The organism is Jiangella mangrovi (assembly GCF_014204975.1).
Lineage (GTDB): Bacteria > Actinomycetota > Actinomycetes > Jiangellales > Jiangellaceae > Jiangella > Jiangella mangrovi.
In genome coordinates, this window is the sequence record NZ_JACHMM010000001.1 from 6,598,220 (window position 1) to 6,622,099 (window position 23,880).

Sequence of the window (23,880 nt, forward strand, 5' to 3'; positions counted from 1 at the left end):
GGCACGGTGGGGGCATGCGGATCCGGCCGATGCGACCCGAGGACGTCGACGCGGTGGAGCGGCTGACGGCGCTCGCGTACCGCGCCGAGCGCACCGGCGACCACCGCCGCCGCTGGCGCGAGCAGGCCGCCCACCTGCTGTCCACCGACCCGGGCGGCTGTTGGGTGGCCGACGAGGGCGGTGGGCCCGGCCCCGTCGTCGGCGTCGCGATCTCGCTGCGCCGGGACCTGCTGTGGATCCTGTCGGCGTACGCCGTCGACCCCGATCACCAGGGCCGGGGCATCGGGACCGCGCTGCTCGACGCCGCCGTCGGCTACGGCGCCGGCTGCCTGCGCGGCATGCTGACCTCGCTTCCGGACCACCAGGCGCTGCGCCGCTACCGGCGGGCCGGGTTCACGCTGCACCCGACCATGCGGCTCACCGGCGTGGTCGACCGGTCCGCTCTGCCCGCCGTCGACGGCGTCCGCGAGGGCACCGCGGCCGACTTCGACCTGGTCGACTCCGTGGACCGGCAGGTGCGCGGGGCCACGCACCGGCCCGACAACGCGCACGTCCTCGGCTACAGCACCCTGCTGGTCTGCGACCTGCTGACCGGCAGCGGCTACGCCTGCGTCGCGCCGTGGGGCGTCACGCGGCTGGCCGCGACCAACCGCGCGGTGGCGCAGCGGCTGCTCTGGTCCGCACTGGCCCGGTCGGCGCCCGGATCCGCCGTCGACGTGCGCAATCTCACATCGGACCAGGAGTGGGCCATCGACGTCGGCCTCGCCGCTGGTCTGCGCGTCGACCAGGACTCCTACCTGGCGTTACGCCACATGCGCCCGCCGTCGCCGTACATCCCGTCGACCGGATTCGGCTGACCGCGTGGGACGATTGAGAGAACGGTGCGTGTTGTCACCAGCGCCGAGGCGAGAAAGGGCTGACGAGCCGTGACCGTGACCCAGACCCCGTCGACACCCGTCCCGCTGCTCCTGCTGGGCCGAGGCGCCGACCCCACCAGCGAGCGCGGCGTGGAGTGTCCCGGTGACCTGCCCGCCGCCAGCGACCCCGACCTGGTCGAGCGTGCCCGCAAGGCGCGCGAGGCGCTGGGCGACCGCGCGTTCATCCTGGGGCACCACTACCAGCGCGACGAGGTCATCCAGTTCGCCGACGTCACCGGCGACTCCTTCAAGCTGGCCCGCGACGCCGCCGCCCGCCCCGAGGCGGAGTTCATCGTCTTCTGCGGCGTGCACTTCATGGCCGAGTCCGCCGACATCCTCACCGGCGACCACCAGCAGGTGATCCTGCCCGACCTCGCCGCCGGCTGCTCCATGGCCGACATGGCCCGCATCCTGCAGGTCGAGGACGCGTGGGCGCGGCTCGAGGAGGCCGGGGTCGCGTCGAGCACCGTGCCGATCACGTACATGAACTCGTCGGCCGACATCAAGTCGTTCTGCGGGCGCAACGGCGGCGCCGTCTGCACGTCCAGCAACGCCAAGCAGGCGCTGGAGTGGGCGTTCGACCAGGGCGACAAGGTGCTGTTCCTGCCCGACCAGCACCTGGGCCGCAACACCGCCGTCCTCCAGCTGGGTCTGTCGCTGGACGACTGCGTGGTCATCGACCCGCACAAGCCCGGCTTCGGCGTCACCGACGAGGAGCTGCGCGCGGCGACCATGCTGCTGTGGAAGGGTCACTGCTCGGTGCACGGACGGTTCAGCGCCGAGTCCGTGGCCGACGTCCGGGCCCGCATCCCCGGCGTCAACGTGCTGGTCCACCCCGAGTGCCAGCACGAGGTCGTCGTCGGAGCCGACTACGTCGGGTCGACGGAGTACATCATCAAGGCCATCGCCGAGGCCCCGGCGGGCTCGGCCTGGGCCGTCGGCACCGAGCTCAACCTCGTCAAGCGGCTGGCCGCCGAGCACCCCGACAAGACCGTCGTCTTCCTCGACAAGACGGTCTGCTTCTGCGCGACGATGAACCGCATCGACCTCCCGCACCTGGTGTGGGCGCTCGAGAGCCTGGTCGAGGGCCGGGTGGTCAACCGCATCGAAGTCGACGACGACACCGCCCACTGGGCGCGGGTCGCGCTGGACCGCATGCTCGCCCTGCCGGGCAGCGGCGCCGTCAAGGACTGACTCCCCCGCGACACCGGCGCCCCTTGTCCCGTGCTGGGACGAGGGGCGCTTCCGGTTGCCGACGGCGTCAGGCAGCGGCCCGCACAGGGTGACCGGCCGCGCGGAGGTTCCCGGCGGGGACCCGGCGGGCGCTGCGGTACAGACTGATGCTCACCGCCAGCGTCCAGAGGCTCCACACCATGCCCATGCTGGCGGTCGTGCCCCAGCCCTGCGCGCTGTAGAAGTCCGCGGCGTCGTCGCCGAAGAACACCGCGGGCAGGAAGGCCAGGTTCACCGCGGCCAGCACGTACGCCGACGTGCCCACCCAGCGCGGCAGCACCCGCAGCCGGAAGACGGCGATCCCCAGGGCGATCATGAACAGCGCCATGAGCAGCCGCGAGATGCCACCCTGCATGAGGTACTGCGCCGCCGCGAACGGGCCCTCGGTGGTGGTGTCGATGTCCTGGTCGACGGCGATGGCGGCGCCGGCCTCCATGGACTGCGGCACGAACACCATGGCGACCCAGAGCAGGCCGGCCGACTGCAGCACCGTCGCCAGCCAGGTGTACGCCGGGTCGGCGGTCTGCACCACGTACCGCAGGCCGATGAAGAACACGATGTAGATCGTGCAGCCGACGACGCCGATGAGGCTGCGGGTCAGGATGTTCCAGTCCGGCGGCGCGTCGGAGTAGAGGAAGTACAACGGCACCTGCACGACGATGAACAGGCTCGCGACGATGCCGAACAGGCCGGCGTAGCGACGGGTCGGTGCTTCGGTCATGGTGATCCCCTTCACGTGGGCCCACGGTGCCCGCGCCGGCGGCGCGCGGACCTCATCAGACGAGACGTCTCGTCTCGTCTTTCGTGACGCTAGACCCGCGTCTCGTCGCGTGTCAAGACGATACGTCTCGTCTCTGCTAGGGTCGTGGTGCATGACACCCCCGAACAGCGACCGGCGCAGTGAACGGGCCCGGCAGGCGATCCTGCGGGCCGCGATCGAGCTCTGCCGCGATCCGGGCTTCACCGACATGACCATGGAGGCCATCGCCAAGCGGGCCGGCGTCGGCAAGCAGACGATCTACCGCTGGTGGCCGTCGAAGGCCGCCGTCGTGCTGGACGCCCTGCACGAGCAGACGCAGCCGTCGGCCACCTTCCCCGACACCGGCGACGTGGTGGCCGACCTGCGCGCCCAGATGTACGCCGTCGTGTCGGCCATGACCTCGCCGGCGTTCGTCCCGTACACCGCGCTGATCGCGGCGGCGCAGTCCGACCCGGAGCTGGCCCGGCGGGTGCTCGACCTCATCGTCGCGCCGCGGGTGGCCGAGTGCCGGGCGCGGCTCGAGAAGGCGCAGGCCGACGGCCAGGTGCACGACGGCGCCGACCTCGGCATGGCCGTGGAGCTGCTCTACGCGCCGCTGTACTACCGGCTGCTCCTGCACACCGCGCCACCCGGCCGCGACCAGGTCGACCGCGTCCTCACCCTGCTGACGACGGGACTGCTGACGCCTCAGCGCCCATGATCATCCTGGAAACGGGCTGTCATGCCGACCCATTTCTTGGATGATCACGATGGCGCGTGAGCGGGGTCAGACGCCCGGGGCGCCCCAGACGGGGAACCAGCGGGTGACGTCGGCCTCGATGGGGAGGTCGCCTCCGACCAGGGCGCGCACCTGCAGCTCCAGCGCGTTGTCGCGGTCCTGGCGCTGCGCGTCGAGCGGGGCGAACGGGTAGAACGTGCCGCGCTTGTACAGATACACCAGCGCCAGCCCGCGCCCGTCCTCGGAGCGCAGGCCGATGGTGGTGCACAGCAGCGACGGCCCGAAGCCGGCCTCCTCGAGCGTGGAGTTCACCGCGTGGAGGTCGGTGCACAACTCCGACATCTGCGACGGCTCGCGCTTCACGACCAGCCAGGTGTAGCCGTAGTCGTCGTGGATCTCTTCGGGCTCGGAGCCGCCGAGCAGCGTGGTGACGTCGGCCTTGAGGCGGGCGAACGGGCCGCCCTCGACCTGGCGGAAGCAGACCGCGCCGACCCCGCTGGGGTGCATCTGCGCCGACGCCTCCAGCGTCAGTGCCGCCGTAGGCAGCGCGAACAGGGCGTCGAGGTTGGGCTGGACCTGCTTGGACCGGCCGAACAGGGCGTCGAGAAGACCCACGAATTCACTCCCGGCCCAGCTCGACGGAGATGCGGCTGAGCTGCTCGAGCCGCTTCTCCAGCGGCGGGTGCGAGGCGAAGAGGGACGCGATGTCGAACTTGCCGGCGATGGCCGGAACGAAGAAGAACGCGTTGTACGGCTCGGCCGCACGAAGGTCCTTCTTCGGGATGCGGCTCATGTCGCCGGAGATCTTGGTCAGCGCGCTGGCCAGGGCCGACGGCTGCCCGGTGAGGATGGCGCCGGCGCGGTCGGCGGCCAGCTCGCGGTAGCGCGACAGCAGCCGCGTGAGCAGGTAGCTGACGCCGTAGACGACGGCCGCGATGAGCGTGACCGCCAGCACCATGACGGCGGCGTTGTTGTTGTTGCTGCGGTTGTTGCCCAGACCGGACCAGAGCAGCATGCGCGTGAGGAAGCCGGCCAGCACGCCCACCACCGAGGCGATGGTCATGACCAGCACGTCGCGGTGCGCCACGTGAGACAGCTCGTGCGAGAGCACGGCCTCGAGCTCGCGCTCGTCGAGGCGACGCTGCAGTCCGGTGGTGACGGCGACGACGGCGCGGTCAGGACTGCGGCCGGCGGCGAAGGCGTTGGGGATGTCGGTGTCGGCGATGGCGACCCGCGGCTTCGGCATGTCGGCCAGCGCGCACAGCCGGTCGATCATGGCGTGCAGCTGCGGCGCCTCTTGCGGCGTCACCTCGCGGGCGCCCATGCCCCGCAGCGCCAGCTTGTCGGAGAAGTACCACTGGCCCCAGAGCACGCCGAGACCGACGATGATGCCGAGCCAGAGACTGCTGGTGCCGTACGAGATGGCACCGATGAGCACGATGTAGAGCAGAGCGAGGACGACGATCGTCAGACCCATCCGGGTCGACAGACCGCGGTCCGGGGCGAACCTCGAGCGCGCCAACGCTGTTCCTTTCCTACCTGCGGCGGGCGACACCCACCTACTGAGTGCAACGCGCCGCCCGCGGCCCCCGTTCCCGCCACCGCCGGGGTGGGCCGAGCACCGGCCCACCCCGCGGAGGAGGGACTACTTGACCGGCGGCTCCGACGGGACGAGGCCCTCGTCGGTGAGCAGCTCGCGCACCTCGTCGATGTGCGCCTCGTCGTACGGGAGGACGAGGTCGCTGTCGACCAGCGCGTCGTCGGCGACCGGCGTGCCGACCCGGCGTACCTCGGCGAGCAGCGCCGACAGCGCCGCGCGGAACGTGTCGTCGTCGCCACCGTCGATGGCCTCGCCCAGCGCGTCGTCGAGACGGTTGAGCTCGGTCAGGTGGGTGTCGTCGACCTCGAACTGGCCCTCACCCATGATCCGGATGATCACAGCTGACCCTCCTCGCGCTGCCGCTGCGGCTCCGCCGCGTCGGCGGCCGGGGCCGCACCGTTGCCCTCGAGCTGCTTCGGCGGCTCGGCGCCACCGGACAGCTCCTGCCGCATGCGCGACAGCTCCAGCTCGACGTCGCTGGTGGACGCGAGGCGGTCGAGCTCGAGCGTGATGTCGTCCTTCGTGGTGCCGGTGGGGTCGTCGAGCGCACCCGAGGCCAGCAGCTCGTCGATGGCGCCCGCACGAGCCTGCATGTTCGCCGTCTTGTCCTCGGCACGCTGGATGGCCAGGCCGACGTCGCTCATCTCTTCGGAGATGCCGCTGAACGCCTCGCCGATGCGCGTCTGCGCCTCGGCGGCGGTGTAGCTGGCCTTGATGGTCTCCTTCTTCGTGCGGAAGGACTCGACCTTGGCCTGCAGCCGCTGGGCGGCGAGGGTGAGCTTCTCCTCCTCGCCCTGCAGCGACTGGTGCTGGGCCTCGAGGTCACTGATCTGGTTCTGCAGCCCGGACCGGCGGGTGAGCGCCTCGCGGGCGAGGTCCTCGCGGCCGAGGGACAGTGCCTTCTGCGCCTGCTCCTGAAGCTTGCCCGACTGCGACTGCAGCTGGGTCATCTGGACCTCGATGCGCTTGCGGCTGGTGGCGACGTCGGCCACACCGCGGCGCACCTTCTGAAGCAGCTCGAGCTGCTTCTTGTAGGAGTAATCGAGCGTCTCCCGGGGGTCCTCGGCGCGGTCGAGCGCCTTCTCGGCCTTCGCCCGGAAGATCATGGACATTCGCTGGAGGATCCCCATGAGGCCAGGTATCCCTTTCTCGCGCTGGTGGCACTGTCGAGCACAGTGTTTCCACCCAACCCTACGGCGTAGGGGGCGAAGCGTGGCAGGGCCGGTGGGAATACTGTCCTACCCTTGTAAACGTGTTCCGTCGCCGAACTTCTCCCGAGACCGCTGACGTCCCCGCCGCCGAAGCCGCGGACGCCCCCGGCCGCGCCGGTGGCAAGGGCCGTCCCACGCCCAAGCGCTCCGAGGCCGAGAAGGCCCGCAAGCAGCGGGTCAGGCCCGCGCTGAACCGGCGCGAGGCCATGCGCCGCGACCGCGAGCGCATGCGCACCGAGCGCGCCAAGACCCGCGAGGCGATGAACACCGGCGACGAGAAGTACTACCTCGCGCGCGACCAGGGCGACGTGCGGCGCTTCGTCCGCAACTACGTCGACTCCCGGCGCACGGTGGCCGAGTTCTTCCTGCCGCTCATCCTGGTCATCCTGCTGACCAGCCTCATCGGCATCCCCGTCGTCCAGCTCGCGTCCACCGTCATCTGGGTCGCGGCCATGGTGCTGCTCATCGTCGACTTGACGATCCTCGGGTCCCGGGTGAAGCGTGAGGTGCGCAAGCGCTTCCCCGACGACCCCGGGAAGGGACACGTGCTGTACGCCATCACCCGCGCCACCCAGCTGCGCCGGCTCCGTCTCCCCAAGCCCCAGGTCAAGCCCGGGACGCTCGTGTGAGCACCCTGCCCACGGCCGACCGCGACGACACCGGCCTGTTCATCCGGGCGCTGCGCTACGCCGACCCCGTCGTGCGGGCGCTCGAGAGCGAGCTGCAGCTGGAGTACGCCGAGCGCTACGGCGACCCCGACGTCGGGCCCATCGCGCCGGAGGACTTCACTCCGCCCGAGGGCCAGTTCCTCGTCGGGTTCGTCGGCAACGAGCCGGTCGCCACGGGCGGGTTCCGCCGCCACGGCGACGGCGTTGCCGAGATCAAGCGCATGTACGTAGCCCACGACCACCGCGGCGGCGGCCACGCCCGCCGGCTGCTGGCCGAGCTCGAGGCGCAGGCCGCCAAGGCCGGCTACCGCAAGGTCGTCCTCGAGACGGGCCTCAAGCAGCCCGAGGCGATGTCGCTGTACCAGTCCAGCGGGTACGTCCCCACCGACCCGTACGGCTACTACAGCGACGCCGAGTTCAGCCGGTTCTTCACCAAGGAACTGCTGCTTCCTCACGACATCTGACGTCTGGGGACCCTCGGCACGAGCCGCCCGCGCCGGACCGATAGATTCACGTGCATGGACTTTCGCAGCCTCGGCCGATCCGGCCTCAAGATCAGTGAGATCGCGTACGGCAACTGGATCACGCACGGCTCCCAGGTGCAGGACGACACCGCCGTCGCCTGCGTCCGCGCGGCGCTCGACGCCGGCATCACCACGTTCGACACCGCCGATGTCTACGCGGGCGGCCGCGCCGAAGAGGTGCTCGGGCGGGCGCTGGCCGGCATCCGGCGCGAGTCGCTCGAGATCTTCACCAAGGTCTTCTGGCCCGCCGGTCACGACGGCGCCAACGACCGCGGCCTGTCGCGCAAGCACATCCACGAGTCGATCGACAACTCCCTGCGCCGCCTCGGCGTCGACTACGTCGACCTCTACCAGGCGCACCGCTACGACGCGAGCACGCCGCTCGAGGAGACGATGGAGGCGTTCGCCGACCTCGTCCGCGCCGGCAAGGCCCTCTACATCGGCGTCTCGGAGTGGACCGGCGAGCAGATCCGCCAGGGCCACGCCCTCGCGCGCGAGCTGCGCATCCCGTTCATCTCCAACCAGCCCGAGTACTCCATGCTCTGGCGGGTCATCGAGTCCGAGGTCGTGCCGGCGTCGGAGGAGGTGGGCGTCTCGCAGATCGTCTTCTCCCCCATCGCCCAGGGCGTGCTCACCGGCAAGTACCAGCCGGGCCAGGCCGCGCCCGAGGGCTCTCGCGGCGCCATGACGACGGGCGGCTCGGACATCACCCGTCGCTGGCTCACCGACGACGTGCTCGGCCGCGTGCAGCAGCTGCAGCCGCTCGCCGACCAGGCCGGGCTCTCGCTCGCCCAGCTCGCGGTCGCGTGGGTGCTGCAGAACCGCAACGTCGCGGCCGCCATCGTCGGCGCCTCGCGGCCCGAGCAGGTCACCGAGAACGTCAAGGCCAGCGGGGTCACGCTCGAGGCGGACCTGATGAAGGCGATCGACGACGTGCTGGGCGACGCCGTCGTGCGCGACCCGGCCGAGACCGCCAAGCGGTCGCCGAAGTACTGACGGCAGTCACGAACCCTTCGGGTACGGGCTCTCCGGACACGGCGAGCCGGTCCACACCGGACCGGCTCGCCGTTCCATGTCCGGGTCAGTCCGGCGGCTTGAGGCTCATGGGGCCGTAGACCTCGCGGCCGTCCTCGACCAGCACCACCGAGTCGACGCCGGCCTCGACCAGGCCACGCCAGTGCTCGCCCAGCCAGCTCTCGGCGTCGGACTGCGTCGGGAACCCGGCCTCCGAGCGCCCGGCACCGTCGTCGACGCCCGGTGCGGGCTCTCCGTCCGGCGCCAGGAACCGCCACGTCCAGCTCATCTTCGCCTCCCCATCAGCGCCGTTCTCTCCGCCCCGACAGTACGGTCCGGCACCGACGGAACGACCACCGGCCTCGTGTTGCCCACGTCACACGAAAATTCCTCGCGAGCGGGCGTCATGATCGCGCGCCTGCTCTGTCTTGACGGGTACAAGGGCGCGTCGTTGCCGCGCAGGGGACGGCAACGACGCGCCCGATTCAGGTCCTCGCTGACGCGCCCAGGCGCGCCTTGACAAGTCACGCGTCATGCTGTTGCCTTCCGCGTAAAGTTCAGTTTGCCGCGGGGGGCGGGGGTACATCGACGTGAGTAGTTCAGCGCCTACGCGGCGCGCGCGTCTGCTCAGCGATCCGGATGTCTTCCGGTACGTGGCGGCGCGCATCATCTCGCTGACCGGTTCGGCGGTCACGTTCATCGCCATGCCCGTGCTGATCTACGGCATCACCGGGTCGGCCACGTGGACCTCGCTGGTGATCGTCGCCGAAGCGGTGCCGTACCTGATCTTCGGCCTGTGGGCCGGCGCGCTGGCCGACCACGTCGACCGGCGCCGCGTCATGGTCGGTGCCGACCTCCTCGCCGCGGTCGCCCTCGCCACGGTCCCCGTCGCCTACTGGCTCGACGCCCTCACCGCGGCCCACGTCCTCATCGCGGCGTTCGGCGTCCGGACGATCTTCGTGTTCTTCGACGCCGCCAACCAGGGCGCGCTGCCCAGCCTGGTCGGCCGCGACCGGCTGCCGGCGGCCAACGCCCTCGTGTTCGGCGGCAGCACGGTGGCCGAGACCGTGGTCCCCATGGCGGCCGGCGCGCTCATCGTCGTCGTGTCGCCGGCCTCGATCATCGCCGTCGACGTGCTGACGTTCGTGGCATCGGCCCTGCTCATCCGCAGCATCACCCGGCCCCTGAGCGGCGCACGCGACCGCGTCAACCCGCTGCGGCTCAGCGCCGTCGCCGAGGGGACGCGGTTCATCCTGCGCCACCCGATCGTGCGGGTGATGATCGTCATCGGCATCCTGGTCGCCTTCAGCGCGGGCGCCCTCATGGCCATCCTCGTCGTCTGGGCCGACCGCACGCTCGGCGTCCAGGAGGGCGACTGGCGGCTGGGCATGCTCTTCGGCGCCTGGGGCGTCGGCGGGGTCATCGGCAGCGTCATCGTGCCGCAGCTCATGCACCGGCTGGGCGGCGTCCGGGCCGCGCTGGTCGCGCTGCCGTTCGCCGCCGCCACGGGTGTCGCGCTGGCCCTGGCCGACGGCTGGGTCGCCGGAGCGCTGGCCATCATCGCCTGGTCCATCGGCTACGTCGTCATCGCGACGGTCTCGGTGACGCTGCGCCAGCAGGTCACGCCGGAGCCGCTGATGAGCCGGGTCATGACGGCGGGGCGCATGGTCACGTTCGGGCTCGGCTACCCCCTCGGCGCGTTGGTCGCCGGAGCGCTGGCCGGCGCCCTCGACACCGACGAGGCGCTGTTCCTGAGCCAGCTGTCGCTCGCGGCCGCCGCGCTGGTCGCCTGGTTCTCGTCACTGCGGACGGCGCCGCGGCACCTCGAGGTCGCCGAGGACTAGGGCCGCCGCGATCGTCCGCGCGCAGTCCGGCGGGGAGGTGCGGGTGGTGTCGACCTCGAGGTCGTAGGTCACACCACGGTGCACCAGCTCGGCCTGGGCCGCCGCCATGCCGGCGACGCGGTCGCCGCGCGCGGCCTCGCGCCGGGCCGCCTCGGCGGCGTCGCAGCGGACCCCCACCCAGAGCACGCCGACGCCGTCGAGCGCGCGCCGCCACCGCTCCTGCGACTGCGCCCCGCCCAGGAAGACCTCGTCGACGATGACGTGCGCGCCGGCGCGGGCCATGGCTGCGACCCCGGCGATCCAGGCGTCCTCGAGGGCCCGGAACCCCGGCCCGACGACGACCTCGCCGCCGTCCGGGAAGCCGATGCCGTCGCCGTCGTCACCCTGCATGGCCGCCGGCATCGCGTCGATCAAGGTGTCGACGCCGAGGAGCAGCCAGGGGTGGGGCAACGCTGCCTGCAGCGACCGGGCCAGCGCGGTGGTGCCCGAGCTGGAGCCGCCGTTGAGGACGATCACCCGCGTCACGGCGAGCGGTCAGCTCCCCTTGGTCGACGGCTGCACGAACGGCGGCTTCACGACCTCGAAGGCCTCGGCCCGCCCGCGCACGTCGACCCGCACCTCGCTGCCCTCGGCGACGTCCGGTGGCAGCAGCGCCAGGCCGATGCCCTGCTTGAGCGTCGGCGAGAACGTGCCCGAGGTGACGGTGCCCGCGGGCGTGCCGCCGACCGTCACCGTCATGCCCGGCCGCGGGATGCCCCGTCCGCGTGCCTTGATGCCCTGCAGCCGTCGCGCCGGTCCGGCCGCCTTCTCGGCCAGCAGCGCGTCGCGGCCCCAGAACGCCGGCTTGGACCAGCCGACCGCCCAGCCCGCCCGCGCCTGCACCGGCGAGATGTCGAGGGAGAGGTCCTGGCCGTGCAGCGGGTAGCCCATCTCGGTGCGCAGGGTGTCTCGGGCGCCCAGGCCGGCGGGCGCGATGCCGTACGGCTCGCCGGCCGCCAGCAGCGCGTCCCACACCGTGCCGGCGTCGTCCCACGGCACCAGCAGCTCGTAGCCGCGCTCGCCGGTGTACCCGGTGCGGCACACGACCAGGGGCACGCCGTCGTGCGCGGTCTCGGCGAACGACATGTAGGGGTGGCCGGTCGGCAGCCCGAGCGCGGTCAGCACCTCGTCGCTGTTCGGGCCCTGCACGGCGAGGACGGCGTGGTCGCGGTGCCGGTCGCGCACCTCGACGCCGCCGGGCGCGGCCGCGGCGAGCCGGCGGACCACCTCGGCGTTGTTGGCGGCGTTCGGGACCAGCAGGAGGTCGTCGTCGGCCCGCAGGTACACGATGAGGTCGTCGACCACTCCCCCGGACTCGTCGCAGCACAGCGTGTACTGCGCCTGTCCCGGTCCGATCTTGTCCAGCGCGTTGGTGAGGCAGGAGTCGACGAACGCCCGCGCGCCCGGCCCGGTGACCGACGCCTTGCCGAGGTGGCTGACGTCGAACAGCCCGACCCGCTCGCGCACCGCGGTGTGCTCGTCGACGACGCCGGTGTACTGCAGCGGCATGGACCAGCCGCCGAACTCGGCGAACTTGGCGCCCAGCGCCACGTGGCGGTCGTACAGGGACGTCCTGGCGAGGTTCTCGGTGCTCACGGGGCACACCCTACGGCGTCCATACCCGCCGTCAGCGGTGACGGCGGCGCGGGTCGCCGAGCAGCTCCGGCGCCAACGGTGTGAGATTGCTGCGTCGTGCGTGTGGCGTTGCTGTCGCTGGAACAGTCGCTGGAACACCAGTGATGCCACACCGTTGCCGCACCGATCTCACACCGTCCAGGGCCCGGAAGATCGGGTTCTCAGCCATCGGCAACCGGATCCTCGCCATGATCAACTCGGGTGAGGGCGGCGAGCGCAGCGCCGGCGAACGGCGGTGGGTCCGCCCGCCTATTCTCTGGGGATGGTCGCCTCGGTCGCCGTCCTGTCCGACGTCCACGGCGCCCTGCCCGCACTCGAGGCGGTGCTGGCCGAGCCCGACGTGCGGGCGGCCGAGCGGATCGTGCTCACCGGCGACATCGCGGCCGGGCCGCCGCCGGTCGAGACGCTGGACCGGCTGGTCGCCGAGGGTGAGCGCGTCGTCTGGGCGCGGCAACGCCGACCGCGAGCTGGTCGCCGTCGCCCGCGGCGGCACGTCGGGCATCGACGTGTCCGACTGGGCCGGGCGGCAGCTGCGGCCGGACCAGGTCGAGCTGCTGGCGAGCCTGCCGCACCCGGTGACGCTCGACGTCGACGGGTTCGGGCCGGTGCTGTTCTGCCACGGCACGCCGCGCGACGACGACGAGGTGGTGCTGGTCGACAGCTCGCTGGCGCGCTGGGCGGAGGTCCTGTCCACCGTCCCGCCCGACGTCCGCACCGTCGTCTGCGGCCACACGCACATGCCGTTCCAGCGGCTGGTCGACCGCCGGCTGGTCGTCAACCCCGGCAGCGCGGGCATGCCGTACGGCCGACCCGGCCCGCACTGGGCGCTGCTGCGCGACGGCGTCGTGACGCTGCGGGCCACCGCCGCGGACCTCGAGGCGCTGGCCGACGCCGTCGTCGCGGCCAGCGCATACCCGGCCCGGGCGGAATGGGCGGACGCCTATGCGCGCACCGTCCACTCCGATGCCGAGGCCCTGACGGTGTTCGCACCGCGAGACGGCCGCGAGGCGACCCGGCGGTAGCATCGGGCGGAATCAACTGAAACGAGCGACTGTCAGGAGAACCGTGACCAGCATTGCCCTGTCCTCCGCCGCCCCGACCGGCCTCAAGGTCGACGCCGTCGTCGTGGGTGTGGCCCCGGGCGACGACGAGGTCGCCCTGCTGCCGGGCAGCGAATCCCTCGACAAGGCCCTCAAGGGCTCGCTGGCAGAGCTGCTGGGGCAGCTCGGCGCCGCGGGCAAGGCCGACGAGGTCACGAAGCTGCCGGCCATGGGCGCCGCGAAGGCCGGCCTGCTGGTCGCCGTCGGGACCGGGCCGCTGGCCGAGCCCGGCACGCCCGCCCGCCACGAGTCACTGCGCCGCGCCGCCGGTGCCGCCGCCCGCGCGCTGGCCGGCACGCAGTCCGCGGCCGTGGCGCTGCCCGTCCTCGACGAGCAGGACGCCGCCGCCGTGGTCGAGGGCCTGCTGCTCGGCGGCTACTCGTTCGACCAGTACAAGAGCGGCGAGCCGAAGGCCCCCCTGGCGTCGGTCACGCTGATCGGCCCGGGCATCAAGGCCAAGGGCGTCAAAGAGGCGGTCACCCGCGCCGAGGCCGTCTCCACGGCCGTCAACCGCGCCCGCGACTGGGTCAACCTCCCGCCGCGCGACCTCACCCCGGCCACGTTCGCCGAGGCCGCCACCAAGCTGGCCAAGAGCGTCAAGCTCGACGTCGAGGTGCTCGACGAGAAGGCGCTGGCCAAGGGCGGCTACGGCGGCCTCATCGGCGTCGGGCAGGGCTCGGCGCACCCGCCGCGGCTGGTCCGCGTCGCCTACCGGCCGTCGCGGGCGAAGAAGCACGTCGCGCTCGTCGGCAAGGGCATCACGTTCGACTCCGGCGGTCTCTCGCTCAAGCCGGCCGACAGCATGGTCGAGATGAAGAGCGACATGAGCGGCGCCGCGGCCGTCGTCGCCGCCATCCACGCCATCGCCCAGCTCGGCACCAAGGTCGCCGTCACCGCGTACGCCGCCATGGCCGAGAACATGCCGTCGGGCAGCGCCCAGCGACCGTCGGACGTCATCACGATCTACGGCGGCAAGACCGTCGAGGTGCTCAACACCGACGCCGAGGGCCGCCTCGTGCTGGCCGACGGCATCGTGCGCGCCGCCGAGGACGAGCCCGACCTCATCATCGACGTCGCCACGCTGACCGGCGCCGCCGTCGTCGCACTGGGCAAGCGGGTCTCCGGCATCATGGCCAACGACGACGACCTCGGCGCCCGCATCCACGACGCCGCGGGCCGCGCCGGCGAGGCCATGTGGCCGCTGCCGCTGCCGGCCGACATGCGCGAGAAGCTCGACTCCCCCATCGCCGACATCGCCAACATCGGCGACCGCTGGGGCGGCGCGCTGCAGGGCGGGCTGTTCCTGCAGGAGTTCGTCGCCGACGGCATCGGCTGGGCGCACCTCGACATCGCCGGCCCGGCGTTCAGCGACAAGGCGTTCGGCTACACCCCCAAGGGCGGCACCGGCGCCGGCGTGCGCACCCTGGTGCAGCTGGTCGAGGACGTCGCCGACGGCGTCATCTGACGGTCGACGACGGCGTGAGCGTGCGGTTCGCGGGGGCTCAGGCCCCCCGGCCGCCGTTCTTGCGGTTCCAGTCGCGCATGCGCTGCGGGTAGCCGACGACCTGCGCGTCGTAGGCGGGGATGCCGAGCTTGCGGGCCAGCCCGTGCGCCGCGGCGGCGTCGCGCACCCGGCGGCGGGTCCACTCGCCGTCGTGGGCGACGAAGACGACGGTGGTGGCCGTCATGGTGGTCGGCGGCTCGACGAACGCCTCGACGCCGCGGCGGGTCCGGGCGAACTCCTCGAGGTGCTTGACGTCGGCGGAGTCGGCAGCGCGGTCCAAGCTGCCTTCGGCGCTCTTCCGCCGTCGCCGGAACAACCCCATCGTGTCGACCTCCGAGTCTCGTTCGCCTGGTGGAAACCAGGACCGTATCGCGACAGTACCTCCCCACAGTGCAACGTTCCGGTCCGGTGAATGGTGTCGGAACAGCAGATGGAAGGATGCTGTTGACGTGGAAGGAGCTCCGGAGGGCCGATCCCGGCCGGAGCCACCCGCGACAGACGTCTCGACGACACCGACGACATCGAGGAGCACCACCGTGGCCGACACCGCCGCATTCGACGTCCTCATCCTCGGCGGCGGAAGCGGCGGTTACGCCGCGGCTCTGCGCGCCAGCGGGCTGGGGCTGAACGTCGCCCTGATCGAGAAGGACAAGGTCGGCGGCACCTGCCTGCACAACGGCTGCATCCCGACCAAGGCGCTGCTGCACGCCGCCGAGGTGGCCGACCAGTCCCGCGAGAGCGAGCAGTTCGGGGTCAAGACCTCGTTCGAGGGCATCGACATGCCGGGCGTCAACGCCTACAAGGACGGCATCGTCGCGCGGCTGTACAAGGGCCTGCAGGGCCTGGTCAAGGCCAACAAGGTCACGCTCATCGAGGGCGAGGGCCAGCTGGTCGCGCCCAACGCCGTCGAGGTCGACGGCACCCGGTACGAGGGCCGCAACGTCATCCTGGCCACCGGCTCGCGCTCCCGCTCGCTGCCCGGTCTCGAGATCGACGGCACCCATGTCCTCAGCAGCACCGAGGCGCTCGCCCTCGACCGCGTGCCCTCGTCGGTGGTCGTGCTCGGCGGCGGCGTCATCGGCGTCGAGTTCGCCAGCGTGTGGCGTTCGTTCGGCGCCGAGGTCACCATCGTCGAGGCGCTCCCCCGGCTGGTCCCGGCCGAGGACGAGGCGTCGTCGAAGGTCGTCGAGCGCACGTTCCGCAAGCGCGGCATCGGCTTCAAGACCGGCGTCCGGTTCGCCGGCGTCGAGAAGCGCGACGGCGGCGTCACCGTGTCGCTCGAGAACGGCGAGACCATCGACGCCGAGGTGCTGCTGGTCGCCGTCGGACGCGGCCCGGTCACCGAGAACCTCGGCTACGAGGAGAACGGCATCACGCTCGACCGCGGCTTCGTCGTCACCGACGAGCGGCTGCGCACGTCGGTGCCGAACGTCTACGCCGTCGGCGACCTCGTCCCCGGCCTGCAGCTCGCCCACCGCGGCTTCGCGCACGGCATCTTCGTGGCCGAGCACATCGCCGGCCTCAACCCGGTCCCGGTCGACGACCTCGGCATCCCCAAGGTCACCTACTGCGACCCCGAGGTCGCCTCCGTCGGGCTCACCGAGGCGCAGGCCAAGGAGCGCCTGGGCGACGACAAGGTCCAGGCGTTCGAGTACAACCTCGCGGGCAACGGCAAGAGCCAGATCCTCAAGACTCAGGGCTTCGCCAAGGTCGTCCGCGAGAAGGACGGCCCCGTCATCGGCATCCACCTGGTGGGCGCGCGGGTCGGCGAGCTCATCGGCGAGGCCCAGCTCATCTACAACTGGGAGGCCATGCCCTACGAGGTCGCCCAGCAGATCCACCCGCACCCCACGCAGAGCGAGGCGCTGGGCGAGGCGCACATGGCGCTCGCCGGCAAGCCGTTGCACGTCCACGGCTGACCTGCCGGGGCATAAGCTTGCCTCGGCCTTGTAGCGAAGACGGTATGTAGGACTCGAGAGGACAGACGATGGCAACCTCCGTCACCTTGCCCGCACTCGGCGAGAGCGTCACCGAGGGCACGGTCACGCGCTGGCTCAAGCAGCCGGGCGACACGGTCGCCGTCGACGAGCCATTGCTCGAGATCTCGACGGACAAGGTCGACACCGAGATCCCGTCGCCGGTCGCCGGCACGCTGCTCGAGATCAAGGTCGCCGAGGACGAGACCGTCGAGGTCGGCGCCGAGCTCGCGGTCATCGGCGAGGCGGGCGAGTCCAGCGGCGACGGCGCCAGCGGCGGCCAGGAGTCGGCTGCGGCCGAGGCCGAGGCGCCGGCGGAGGAGGCCCCGGCCCAGGAGTCCGCTCCGGCCGCTGAGCAGGCTCCGGCCGCGCCGGCCGCCGAGGCCGAGGCGCCCGCCGCCGAGGCGCCCGCCGCCGAGCCGGCTCCGTCGGGCAACGGTGCGAGCGGCTCGGGCGAGAGCACGCCCATCACGCTGCCGGCGCTGGGCGAGAGCGTCACCGAGGGCACCGTCACGCGCTGGCTCAAGCAGCCGGGCGACACCGTCGCGGTCGACGAGCCGCTCCTCGAGATCTCCACCGACAAGGTCGACACCGAGATCCCGTCGCCGGTCGCGGGCACCCTGCTCGAGATCAAGGTCTCCGAGGACGAGACCGTCGAGGTCGGCGCCGTGCTCGCGCTCGTGGGCACGTCGGGCGGCAACGGCGCCTCGGCTCCGTCGCCGGCTCCGGCTGCCCCCGCCCAGGAAGCTCCGGCCCAGGAGGCTCCCGCCCAGGAGGCGCCGGCTCCCGCGCCGGCCGAGCAGCCGGTTCCGCAGGCCGCACAGACCCCGGGCCCGCAGGCCTCCACCACCACGCCGTCCGAAGAGGTCCAGCAGGCGCAGCGCCCCGTCGCTCCGGCGCAGCCGACGCCCGCCCCGGCCCCGTCGGGCAACGGCGCCACCTACGTCACGCCGCTGGTCCGCAAGCTCGCCGCCGAGCACAACGTCGACCTCGGCTCCGTCCAGGGCACCGGCGTCGGCGGCCGGGTCCGCAAGCAGGACGTGCTCGCGGCGGCCGAGGCGGCCAAGGCGGCGGCCGCACAGCCGGCGCCGTCGGCCCCCGCCCCCGCGGCCCAGCCCGCCGCGGCGGCCGAGTCGGTCGAGCCGTCGCCGCTGCGTGGCACCACCGAGAAGCTGACCCGCATGCGCAAGGTCATCGCCAAGCGCGTGCACGAGTCGCTGCAGGAGACCGCGCAGCTCACCACCGTCATCGAGATCGACATCACGACGCTGGCCCGGCTGCGCGACCGGCAGAAGGCCGACTTCGCGGCACGCGAGGGCGTCAAGCTGTCGTTCCTGCCGTTCTTCGCGAAGGCCGCGGTCGAGGCGCTCAAGGCGCACCCGAAGATCAACGCGTCCATCGACGTCGAGAAGGGCGAGGTCACCTACCACGACCGCGAGAACCTCGTCGTCGCCGTCGACACCGAGCAGGGCCTGCTGGTCCCCGTCGTCAAGGACGCAGGCGACCTCAACATCGCCGGGCTGGCCCGCAAGATCGCCGAGGTGGCCGAGAAGGCGCGCACCGGCAAGCTCACGCCCGACGAGATCACCGGCGGCACGTTCACGCTGACCAACACCGGCAGCCGCGGCGCGCTGTTCGACACGCCGATCTTCTTCCAGCCGCAGGTCGCGATCCTGGGCACCGGCGCCGTCGTCAAGCGGCCCATGGTCGTCGACGACCCCAACCTGGGCGAGACCATCGCCGTTCGGCACATGGTGTACTTCGCGCTGAGCTACGACCACCGGCTCATCGACGGCGCCGACGCCGCGCGGTTCCTCGGCACGGTGAAGAAGCGGCTCGAGGGCGGCGCGTTCGAGGCCGACCTGGGCCTGTAAGCGACGTGCGGGTCGCCGTCGCGGGTTCCAGCGGGTTCATCGGCACGGCGCTGGTCGCCGGGCTGTCGGCGGCCGGGCACGAGGTCGTCCGGCTGGTCCGGCACCGCCCGGCGGCCGCGAACGAGGCCCAGTGGGACCCCGAGCAGGGCGTGGTCCCACTGGCGCGGCTGGCCGGCGTCGAGGCCGTGGTCCACCTGGGCGGCATCAACGTGGGCTCGCGGCGGTGGACGCGGCGGTTCAAGAAGCAGCTGCACCACAGCCGCATCCGGTCGACGACGGTGCTCGCGTCGGCCCTGACGGGGCTCGCGACCCGGCCCCGGGTCTTCGTGTCGGCGTCGGCGATGGGCTTCTACGGCCCCGACCGCGGGCGCGAGGTGCTGGACGAGGAGTCCGAGCCCGGCGACGGCTTCCTCGCCCGGCTGTGCCAGGACTGGGAGCACGCCGCCGCCCCCGCCCGGGCCGCCGACATCGCCGTCTGCCACCCCCGGTTCGGGCTGGTCATCGGACCCGGCGGGGGCGCGTTGAAGCCGCTGCTGCCGCTGTTCCGGCTCGGGCTGGGCGGGCACTTCGGGACCGGGGAGCAGTTCTGGAGCCCCGTCTCGCTGCACGACGTGGTGCGGGCGCTGCGGTTCATGGTCGAGCAGCACGGGTGCGTGGGCCCGTACAACGTCTGCTGCCCGGCTCCGGTGTCGAACGGCGAGTTCAGCCGCGTCCTGGCCGACGAGCTGCACCGCCCGCGGCTGCTGCCCGTGCCGGGGATCGGCCTACAGGTGGCGCTGGGCGAGGCGTCGTCGGAGCTGCTGGGCAGCCTGCGGATCCTCCCCACGCGGCTGACCGAAGCCGGGTTCGCGTTCGACCACCCCGACACGCGCGCGATCATCAAAGCCGCCCTCCCCCGGAATTGACCACGTTCAGCAGCCCGCCGGCGGATCTGGACCCCACCGCAGAACCGGCTAGCCGAACCGCCAGGACGTCGTCCCATCGGGATTGGCGACCGCGACCAGGTCGGCGTCCCAGGTCTGCTCCTCGGTGCCGGCGATCTCCTGCTCGACCTCGCCGTCCTCGTTGACCAGTGTGTAGTCGGGGATGCGCTGGGTGATGGTGACCGTCGCCCGGCCGCCCTCCTGGGAGACCAGCTCGGCGTTGACCACCTCGAACGTGAGCCCCTCGGTGTGGACGCCGGCGTCGGCGTACTCCTCGAGCAGCTCGGCGTCGTCGGTGAGGATGGAGTTGGTCGGGGCGTGCACCTGGCACAGCAGCTCGGGGTTGCTCTCCTCGAACGCCTGCGCCCGCAGCGAGTACAGCCGCTGGACCTCTTGCGTCCAGTCGGTGACGGCGGGCGGAGGCGCGGTGGGCGCGGGCTGCGGTCCGCCGCAGAGGTCCGTCGACGCGACGGTGGAGTCGGGGCTGGACCCGTTGCCGGGGCCGTCCGTCGGGGTGTCGTCGCCGAAGATGCGCCAGCCGACGATCGCCACGCCCGCGACCACCAACAAGGCGACCAGCGTGCTGACCACCCACAGGCGGTCCTTGCGCTTCGTGCCACCACCGCCGCCGTGGTCGTCGGAGGCGGGCGGCCCGCCGCGGCGCGACTCCTTCGCCGCCGGAGCCGCGGCCAGGACCTCGCTCGGGCTGCGGCTGCGGCGCCGCTCGCCCGCCAGCACGCCGTCGGGAACCGGCACGTTCGCGCCGTCGTCGATGCCGCCGCGGCCACCACGCCCGCCGGCGCCGCCACGTCCGCCGGGACCACCCGGTCCGGCGCCACCAGGCCCAGGACCACCCTGCCCGGCGCCGCCCGGTCCCGCGGCAGCGGGCGCGGGCCCGCCCGGGCCGGCCGGGGACTCCTCGCCCCGTCCGCGGCGGCCGCGGCGGGGGGTGCTGATCGGTCCGGTGGGCGCCGTCGGGCTCACCCCGGCGCCACCCGGCACCGCGCCCGCGACACCGGGCCCGGCAGCACCCGGGGCGCCCGCCGGCGCCACCAGGCCGCCGATGGCGCCCGGCGTGCCGACCTCGGGGACCTCGCGCTGGTCGCCGGACTCGGCCCGGCGGCGGGCGCGCCGGCCGGTGGCGGTGGAGCGGCGCATGAAGGCCGCCACGTCGTCGTCGGCGCCCATGGCCGGCGCGTCGAGGACCGGCCGCAGGGTGCCCGTCGTCGCGTGGCCCTCTTCGAGGACGAGCTCGACGGGGGCGGGGTCGGCGACGGCGAAGAAGACGTTGCCGATGCTGCTGACGGGCGGACGGCGGTTGGGCACCGGGTCGAGCGCACTGGCCAGCAGCGCCTGGGTGGCCGGCGGGACGGCGGGCAGCGACAGCCGCGCGGACGGCAGGTACCCCGTCAGGGCGACGACGGCGGCCGTGACCAGCCCGTACACGTCGGCCGGCGGGCCGGGCGGCGTGCCGGCCTGGACCTCGGGCGGCACCGGCCGGGCGCGCTGCCCGACCCGCAGCGGGACGCCGGCCTGGACCAGCCCGATACCGGCGACCATGGGCCGCCCGTCGAGGCTGAAGACGATGTCGTCGAGCGTGAGGTCGCCATGGACGAGCCCGCGGCGGTGCACCTCGGTGAGGCCCTCGGCGACCGGAGCGCACGCCGTCACGACCTCGCCGGCCGGCAGCACGCCGCGCGCGCCGATGATGCCGGCCAGGCTGCCGCCCTCGGCCGCGCCCAGCACGACGACCACGCCGCCCGGGCCGTCGACGATGTCGAGGAACTCGATGACGTGCGGGTGGTCGATGGAGCGCAGCGCCGCCGCGGAGAGGCGGAGCCGGTCGCGCACCTGGCGGTCGGGCTGGCCGACGAAGCGCAGGGTGACGGACGCACCGGTCGCGTCCTCTCGCGCGAGAAACATCGCCGACGCGTCGGAGCCGAGCCGTCGGGTGATGGTGTAACCCGCGGGAGTCTCGAGACCCTGCATCGGCCCATCGTTGCAAACCTCGGGCCCGGATGCCTCATCGGCCGTGTCACAAGTCCGCAGGGGCGGTGTCACAGTTCATGCCCGGATGCTTCACCTGGCGTGTCGCGAAAGGTGATTACGATGCCGGGCATGGACGGGGTCACGCCGCTCGCCGCCCCCGAGAGCCCGTTCGGACTGCCCCTCTGGATCGGCGTCGCGGTCATGTTCGGCATCGTGGTCGCGCGCGCCCAGGCGACCTACTGGCTGGGCCGCGCCGCCGGGACGGGGATCGCCCGGTCGCGCTGGGGCGACCGGGTCGGCCGCAACCGCCTGGCCCGCGCCGAACGCGTCGTCGCGCGGTACGGGCCGGTCGCCGTCACGCTGTCGTTCCTCACCATCGGCGTCCAGACCGCCGTCAACGCCGTCGCCGGCGCCACCCGCATGCCGTTCGGCCGCTACCTGACCGCCATGCTCGTCGGGTCCGCGCTCTGGGCGGTCATCTGGACCGTCGGCGGGCTGAGCGTGGCGTGGGGAGCGGCCGAGCTCGCCTCGGCGGCCCCGCTGACCGTGGCCGCCGTCCTGCTCGCGGCACTGGCCGTCGTCGCCGTCGTGCTCGGGTACCGTCGGCGGCGGGCACGCCAGGCGCTCGTCCACGACCAGGAGGCCCGATGACCCGCACCCCCACCGTCCTCGCCACCAGCGGCGGGTTCGCCCGCGACGCCCGCGACAACCTGCGGCCGACGGGGCTCGCGAAGCTCGCGCTGCGGCTCACCGGCGCCGACCGGCCGAAGCTCTGCTTCCTGCCGACGGCGTCCGGCGACAGCGTGAGCTACGTGCAGGTCACCTACGCGGCGTTCGCGGGCTGGTCGGTCGACGTGTCGCACCTGAGCCTGTTCCCGATGCCGAACGTCGAGGACGTCCGGGAGCACGTGCTGGCGCAGGACGTGCTGTGGGTCGGCGGCGGCTCGGTCGCCGGGCTCCTGGCCATGTGGCGGCTGCACGGACTCGACGACGTCATGCGCGAGGCCTGGGAGGCCGGTGTCGTGCTGGCCGGAGTGTCCGCGGGGTCGATCTGCTGGCACGCGGGCGGGCCGACCGACTCGTTCGGACCGCGGCTGCGCGCCGTCGCCGACGGGCTCGCACTGCTGCCGTACGGCAACGGCGTGCACTACGACTCCGAGGAGCAGCGCCGCCCGCTCCTGCACCGGCTGGTCGCCGACGGCGTCCTGCCCACCTCGTACGCCACGGACGACGGCGCCGGCCTGCAGTATCGCGGGACGGAGCTGGTCGCCGTCCACTCCGAGCGCGAGGGCGCCCGCGGCTACCTCGTCGAGGCGGCCGGCGGCGAGGCCAAGGAGACGGTGCTCGACGCCGCCGCCGTCTGACGTCAGGGCAGCAGCGAGGCCAGCAGCTCGTACGACCGCAGCCGCTCGGCCTGCGGGGTCACCGTCGTGACGACCATGAGCTCGTCGGCCGCCGTCCGGTCCAGCAGCGACTCCAGCTCGCGGCGGACGGTGTCCGGCCCGCCCGCGATCTGCCCGCCCAGGAACGGCGCCATCATCTCCAGCTCGGCCGGGGTGAACTCGTGCTCCGCGGCCTCCTCGGGCGTCGGCAGCGGCCCCGGCCTCCCCGTCCGCAGCCGCAGCATCGACAGCTTCATCGGCGCGGCCAGCCACTCGGCCCGCTCGTCGGACTCGGCCAGCACGACGCTGACCGCCACCATCGCGTACGGCGCGGGATGGGCGGCCGACGGCTCGTACCGGTCGCGATAGAGCTTCAGCGCCGGAACGGTGTTGGCCGAGCTGAAGTGGTGCGCGAACGAGAACGGCAGCCCCAGCGCGGCGGCGGCCTGGGCGCTGTAGTCGCTGGACCCGAGCAGCCACACCGGCACGTCGGCGCCCCGCCCCGGCGTCGCCGTGATCGCCGCGTAGGGATGGTCGGCGGGCCAGTCGCCGGAGAAGAACGCCCGGACCTGGGCCAGGTGCTGCGGGAACTCCTCGACCAGGCGCGGGTCGCTGCTCCCCCGCAGTGCGTGCGCCGTCAGGCCGTCCGTCCCCGGCGCCCGGCCGATGCCGAGGTCGATCCGGCCCGGGTGCAGCGCCTCGAGCGTGCCGAACTGCTCGGCGACCACCAGCGGCATGTGGTTCGGCAGCATGACCCCGCCCGAGCCGACCCGGATCGACGACGTCGCCGCGGCCACCGCCCCGATGAGGATGGGCGGCGACGAACTGGCGATGCCCGGCATGTTGTGGTGCTCGGCCAGCCAGTAGCGCCGGAAGCCCAGGCCGTCGGCGAGCCGGGCCAGCTCCAGCGTGTTCGCCAGGGCCGCCGACGGGGTCGACCCCGTCACCACGGGAGCCAGATCGAGAACG

Annotated in this window: 24 protein-coding genes and 1 pseudogene; 14 read left to right on the forward strand and 11 right to left on the reverse strand. The window is 72.8% G+C overall.

The genetic code is table 11. The features are described 5' to 3' along the window. Window positions 1-14 precede the first annotated feature (14 nt). Window positions 15-857: a GNAT family N-acetyltransferase gene (locus HD601_RS30435; protein ID WP_184828385.1), complete on the forward strand. Its 843-nt coding sequence runs from the start codon at window positions 15-17 to the stop codon at window positions 855-857. 69 nt (window positions 858-926) lie between these two features. Next, on the forward strand, window positions 927-2,111 hold the full coding sequence (gene nadA / locus HD601_RS30440) for a quinolinate synthase NadA (RefSeq protein ID WP_221441441.1): 1,185 nt from the start codon (window positions 927-929) through the stop codon (window positions 2,109-2,111). 67 nt (window positions 2,112-2,178) lie between these two features. Here nadA and HD601_RS30445 read toward each other — a convergent pair whose 3' ends face one another. Further along, on the reverse strand, window positions 2,179-2,871 hold the full coding sequence (locus HD601_RS30445) for a hypothetical protein (RefSeq protein WP_184828387.1): 693 nt from the start codon (window positions 2,869-2,871) through the stop codon (window positions 2,179-2,181). Window positions 2,872-3,022: 151 nt separating this feature from the next. Here HD601_RS30445 and HD601_RS30450 point away from each other — a divergent pair, with 151 nt between their 5' ends. Beyond that, window positions 3,023-3,610: a TetR/AcrR family transcriptional regulator gene (locus HD601_RS30450; protein ID WP_184828389.1), complete on the forward strand. Its 588-nt coding sequence runs from the start codon at window positions 3,023-3,025 to the stop codon at window positions 3,608-3,610. A 66-nt stretch (window positions 3,611-3,676) separates the two neighbouring features. Here HD601_RS30450 and pspAB read toward each other — a convergent pair whose 3' ends face one another. From pspAB to HD601_RS30470, 4 genes are all read right to left on the reverse strand, one after another. Next, the gene (pspAB, locus tag HD601_RS30455; RefSeq protein WP_184828391.1) at window positions 3,677-4,243 is read right to left on the reverse strand and encodes a PspA-associated protein PspAB; all 567 of its coding nucleotides are present in this window, start codon (window positions 4,241-4,243) and stop codon (window positions 3,677-3,679) included. A 4-nt stretch (window positions 4,244-4,247) separates the two neighbouring features. Next, window positions 4,248-5,150, reverse strand: coding sequence for a zinc metalloprotease HtpX (htpX, locus tag HD601_RS30460; RefSeq protein ID WP_184828393.1), 903 nt, complete (start codon window positions 5,148-5,150; stop codon window positions 4,248-4,250). Window positions 5,151-5,273: 123 nt separating this feature from the next. After that, complete coding sequence (pspAA, locus tag HD601_RS30465; protein ID WP_184828394.1) at window positions 5,274-5,567, reverse strand: PspA-associated protein PspAA; 294 nt, start codon at window positions 5,565-5,567, stop codon at window positions 5,274-5,276. After that, a complete protein-coding gene (locus HD601_RS30470; protein WP_184828396.1) occupies window positions 5,564-6,358 on the reverse strand; it encodes a PspA/IM30 family protein in 795 nt (264 codons plus the stop codon). Before HD601_RS30470 ends, pspAA begins: the two co-directional genes overlap by 4 nt. Window positions 6,359-6,480: 122 nt before the next feature. Here HD601_RS30470 and HD601_RS30475 point away from each other — a divergent pair, with 122 nt between their 5' ends. From HD601_RS30475 to HD601_RS30485, 3 genes are read left to right on the forward strand one after another with little or no spacing between them, the layout of a single operon-like run. Further along, complete coding sequence (locus tag HD601_RS30475; RefSeq protein WP_184828398.1) at window positions 6,481-7,068, forward strand: DUF3043 domain-containing protein; 588 nt, start codon at window positions 6,481-6,483, stop codon at window positions 7,066-7,068. After that, window positions 7,065-7,571 carry a GNAT family N-acetyltransferase gene (locus tag HD601_RS30480; RefSeq protein ID WP_221441444.1) on the forward strand — a complete coding sequence of 169 codons (507 nt, stop codon included), beginning with the start codon at window positions 7,065-7,067 and terminating at the stop codon, window positions 7,569-7,571. The genes HD601_RS30475 and HD601_RS30480 overlap by 4 nt, the downstream gene beginning before the upstream one ends. A 54-nt stretch (window positions 7,572-7,625) precedes the next feature. Beyond that, window positions 7,626-8,627 carry an aldo/keto reductase family protein gene (locus HD601_RS30485; RefSeq protein ID WP_184828400.1) on the forward strand — a complete coding sequence of 334 codons (1,002 nt, stop codon included), beginning with the start codon at window positions 7,626-7,628 and terminating at the stop codon, window positions 8,625-8,627. Window positions 8,628-8,712: 85 nt separating this feature from the next. Here the strand turns inward: HD601_RS30485 and HD601_RS30490 are convergent, their stop codons facing one another. After that, window positions 8,713-8,934, reverse strand: coding sequence for a hypothetical protein (locus HD601_RS30490; protein ID WP_184828402.1), 222 nt, complete (start codon window positions 8,932-8,934; stop codon window positions 8,713-8,715). 364 nt (window positions 8,935-9,298) lie between these two features. Here HD601_RS30490 and HD601_RS30495 point away from each other — a divergent pair, with 364 nt between their 5' ends. Continuing rightward, complete coding sequence (locus HD601_RS30495; protein WP_184828404.1) at window positions 9,299-10,489, forward strand: MFS transporter; 1,191 nt, start codon at window positions 9,299-9,301, stop codon at window positions 10,487-10,489. Here the strand turns inward: HD601_RS30495 and cpt are convergent. Both cpt and gcvT read right to left on the reverse strand, forming a co-directional pair. Next, the gene (gene cpt / locus HD601_RS30500; RefSeq protein ID WP_184830288.1) at window positions 10,445-11,005 is read right to left on the reverse strand and encodes a chloramphenicol phosphotransferase CPT; all 561 of its coding nucleotides are present in this window, start codon (window positions 11,003-11,005) and stop codon (window positions 10,445-10,447) included. The two genes, HD601_RS30495 and cpt, sit on opposite strands and share 45 nt — an antisense overlap. A gap of 18 nt (window positions 11,006-11,023) precedes the next feature. Next, window positions 11,024-12,124: a glycine cleavage system aminomethyltransferase GcvT gene (gene gcvT, locus HD601_RS30505; protein WP_184828406.1), complete on the reverse strand. Its 1,101-nt coding sequence runs from the start codon at window positions 12,122-12,124 to the stop codon at window positions 11,024-11,026. A gap of 301 nt (window positions 12,125-12,425) precedes the next feature. Between gcvT and HD601_RS30510 the strand changes: the two are divergent. Further along, window positions 12,426-13,185, forward strand: a pseudogene (locus HD601_RS30510) (metallophosphoesterase family protein). Between the two features lie 43 nt (window positions 13,186-13,228). Continuing rightward, window positions 13,229-14,728 (forward strand): leucyl aminopeptidase, encoded by a 1,500-nt coding sequence (locus HD601_RS30515; protein ID WP_184828408.1) that lies wholly within the window; start codon window positions 13,229-13,231, stop codon window positions 14,726-14,728. A 37-nt stretch (window positions 14,729-14,765) separates the two neighbouring features. Here HD601_RS30515 and HD601_RS30520 read toward each other — a convergent pair whose 3' ends face one another. Next, on the reverse strand, window positions 14,766-15,089 hold the full coding sequence (locus HD601_RS30520) for a hypothetical protein (protein WP_046770650.1): 324 nt from the start codon (window positions 15,087-15,089) through the stop codon (window positions 14,766-14,768). Window positions 15,090-15,303: 214 nt separating this feature from the next. Between HD601_RS30520 and lpdA the strand changes: the two genes are divergently transcribed. From lpdA to HD601_RS30535, 3 genes are all read left to right on the forward strand, one after another. Further along, window positions 15,304-16,686 (forward strand): dihydrolipoyl dehydrogenase, encoded by a 1,383-nt coding sequence (gene lpdA / locus HD601_RS30525; protein ID WP_184828410.1) that lies wholly within the window; start codon window positions 15,304-15,306, stop codon window positions 16,684-16,686. A gap of 68 nt (window positions 16,687-16,754) precedes the next feature. Beyond that, window positions 16,755-18,617 (forward strand): 2-oxoglutarate dehydrogenase, E2 component, dihydrolipoamide succinyltransferase, encoded by a 1,863-nt coding sequence (gene sucB, locus HD601_RS30530; protein WP_184828412.1) that lies wholly within the window; start codon window positions 16,755-16,757, stop codon window positions 18,615-18,617. A gap of 5 nt (window positions 18,618-18,622) precedes the next feature. Continuing rightward, on the forward strand, window positions 18,623-19,522 hold the full coding sequence (locus HD601_RS30535; RefSeq protein ID WP_184828427.1) for a TIGR01777 family oxidoreductase: 900 nt from the start codon (window positions 18,623-18,625) through the stop codon (window positions 19,520-19,522). Window positions 19,523-19,570: 48 nt separating this feature from the next. On the opposite strand, the gene HD601_RS30540 is transcribed toward HD601_RS30535, so the two are convergent. Beyond that, window positions 19,571-21,529 (reverse strand): protein kinase domain-containing protein, encoded by a 1,959-nt coding sequence (locus tag HD601_RS30540; protein WP_184828430.1) that lies wholly within the window; start codon window positions 21,527-21,529, stop codon window positions 19,571-19,573. 129 nt (window positions 21,530-21,658) lie between these two features. On the opposite strand from HD601_RS30540, the gene HD601_RS30545 reads away from it, so the two are divergent. Beyond that, a complete protein-coding gene (locus tag HD601_RS30545) occupies window positions 21,659-22,180 on the forward strand; it encodes a DedA family protein (RefSeq protein ID WP_184828432.1) in 522 nt (173 codons plus the stop codon). Further along, window positions 22,177-22,893: a Type 1 glutamine amidotransferase-like domain-containing protein gene (locus tag HD601_RS30550; RefSeq protein ID WP_184828434.1), complete on the forward strand. Its 717-nt coding sequence runs from the start codon at window positions 22,177-22,179 to the stop codon at window positions 22,891-22,893. The genes HD601_RS30545 and HD601_RS30550 overlap by 4 nt, the downstream gene beginning before the upstream one ends. 2 nt (window positions 22,894-22,895) lie before the next feature. On the opposite strand, the gene HD601_RS30555 is transcribed toward HD601_RS30550, so the two are convergent. After that, the gene (locus tag HD601_RS30555; RefSeq protein WP_221441447.1) at window positions 22,896-23,858 is read right to left on the reverse strand and encodes an LLM class flavin-dependent oxidoreductase; all 963 of its coding nucleotides are present in this window, start codon (window positions 23,856-23,858) and stop codon (window positions 22,896-22,898) included. Window positions 23,859-23,880: the final 22 nt, after the last annotated feature.

Coding starts and splice junctions, on each gene's coding strand:
- HD601_RS30435 (WP_184828385.1), top strand. CDS start 15: ATGCGGATCCGGCCGATGCGACCCGAGGACGTCGACGCGGTGGAGCGG.
- HD601_RS30445 (WP_184828387.1), bottom strand. CDS start 2,871: ATGACCGAAGCACCGACCCGTCGCTACGCCGGCCTGTTCGGCATCGTC.
- HD601_RS30450 (WP_184828389.1), top strand. CDS start 3,023: ATGACACCCCCGAACAGCGACCGGCGCAGTGAACGGGCCCGGCAGGCG.
- HD601_RS30470 (WP_184828396.1), bottom strand. CDS start 6,358: ATGGGGATCCTCCAGCGAATGTCCATGATCTTCCGGGCGAAGGCCGAG.
- HD601_RS30485 (WP_184828400.1), top strand. CDS start 7,626: ATGGACTTTCGCAGCCTCGGCCGATCCGGCCTCAAGATCAGTGAGATC.
- HD601_RS30490 (WP_184828402.1), bottom strand. CDS start 8,934: ATGAGCTGGACGTGGCGGTTCCTGGCGCCGGACGGAGAGCCCGCACCG.
- HD601_RS30520 (WP_046770650.1), bottom strand. CDS start 15,089: ATGGGGTTGTTCCGGCGACGGCGGAAGAGCGCCGAAGGCAGCTTGGAC.
- sucB (WP_184828412.1), top strand. CDS start 16,755: ATGGCAACCTCCGTCACCTTGCCCGCACTCGGCGAGAGCGTCACCGAG.
- HD601_RS30540 (WP_184828430.1), bottom strand. CDS start 21,529: ATGCAGGGTCTCGAGACTCCCGCGGGTTACACCATCACCCGACGGCTC.
- HD601_RS30545 (WP_184828432.1), top strand. CDS start 21,659: ATGGACGGGGTCACGCCGCTCGCCGCCCCCGAGAGCCCGTTCGGACTG.
- HD601_RS30550 (WP_184828434.1), top strand. CDS start 22,177: ATGACCCGCACCCCCACCGTCCTCGCCACCAGCGGCGGGTTCGCCCGC.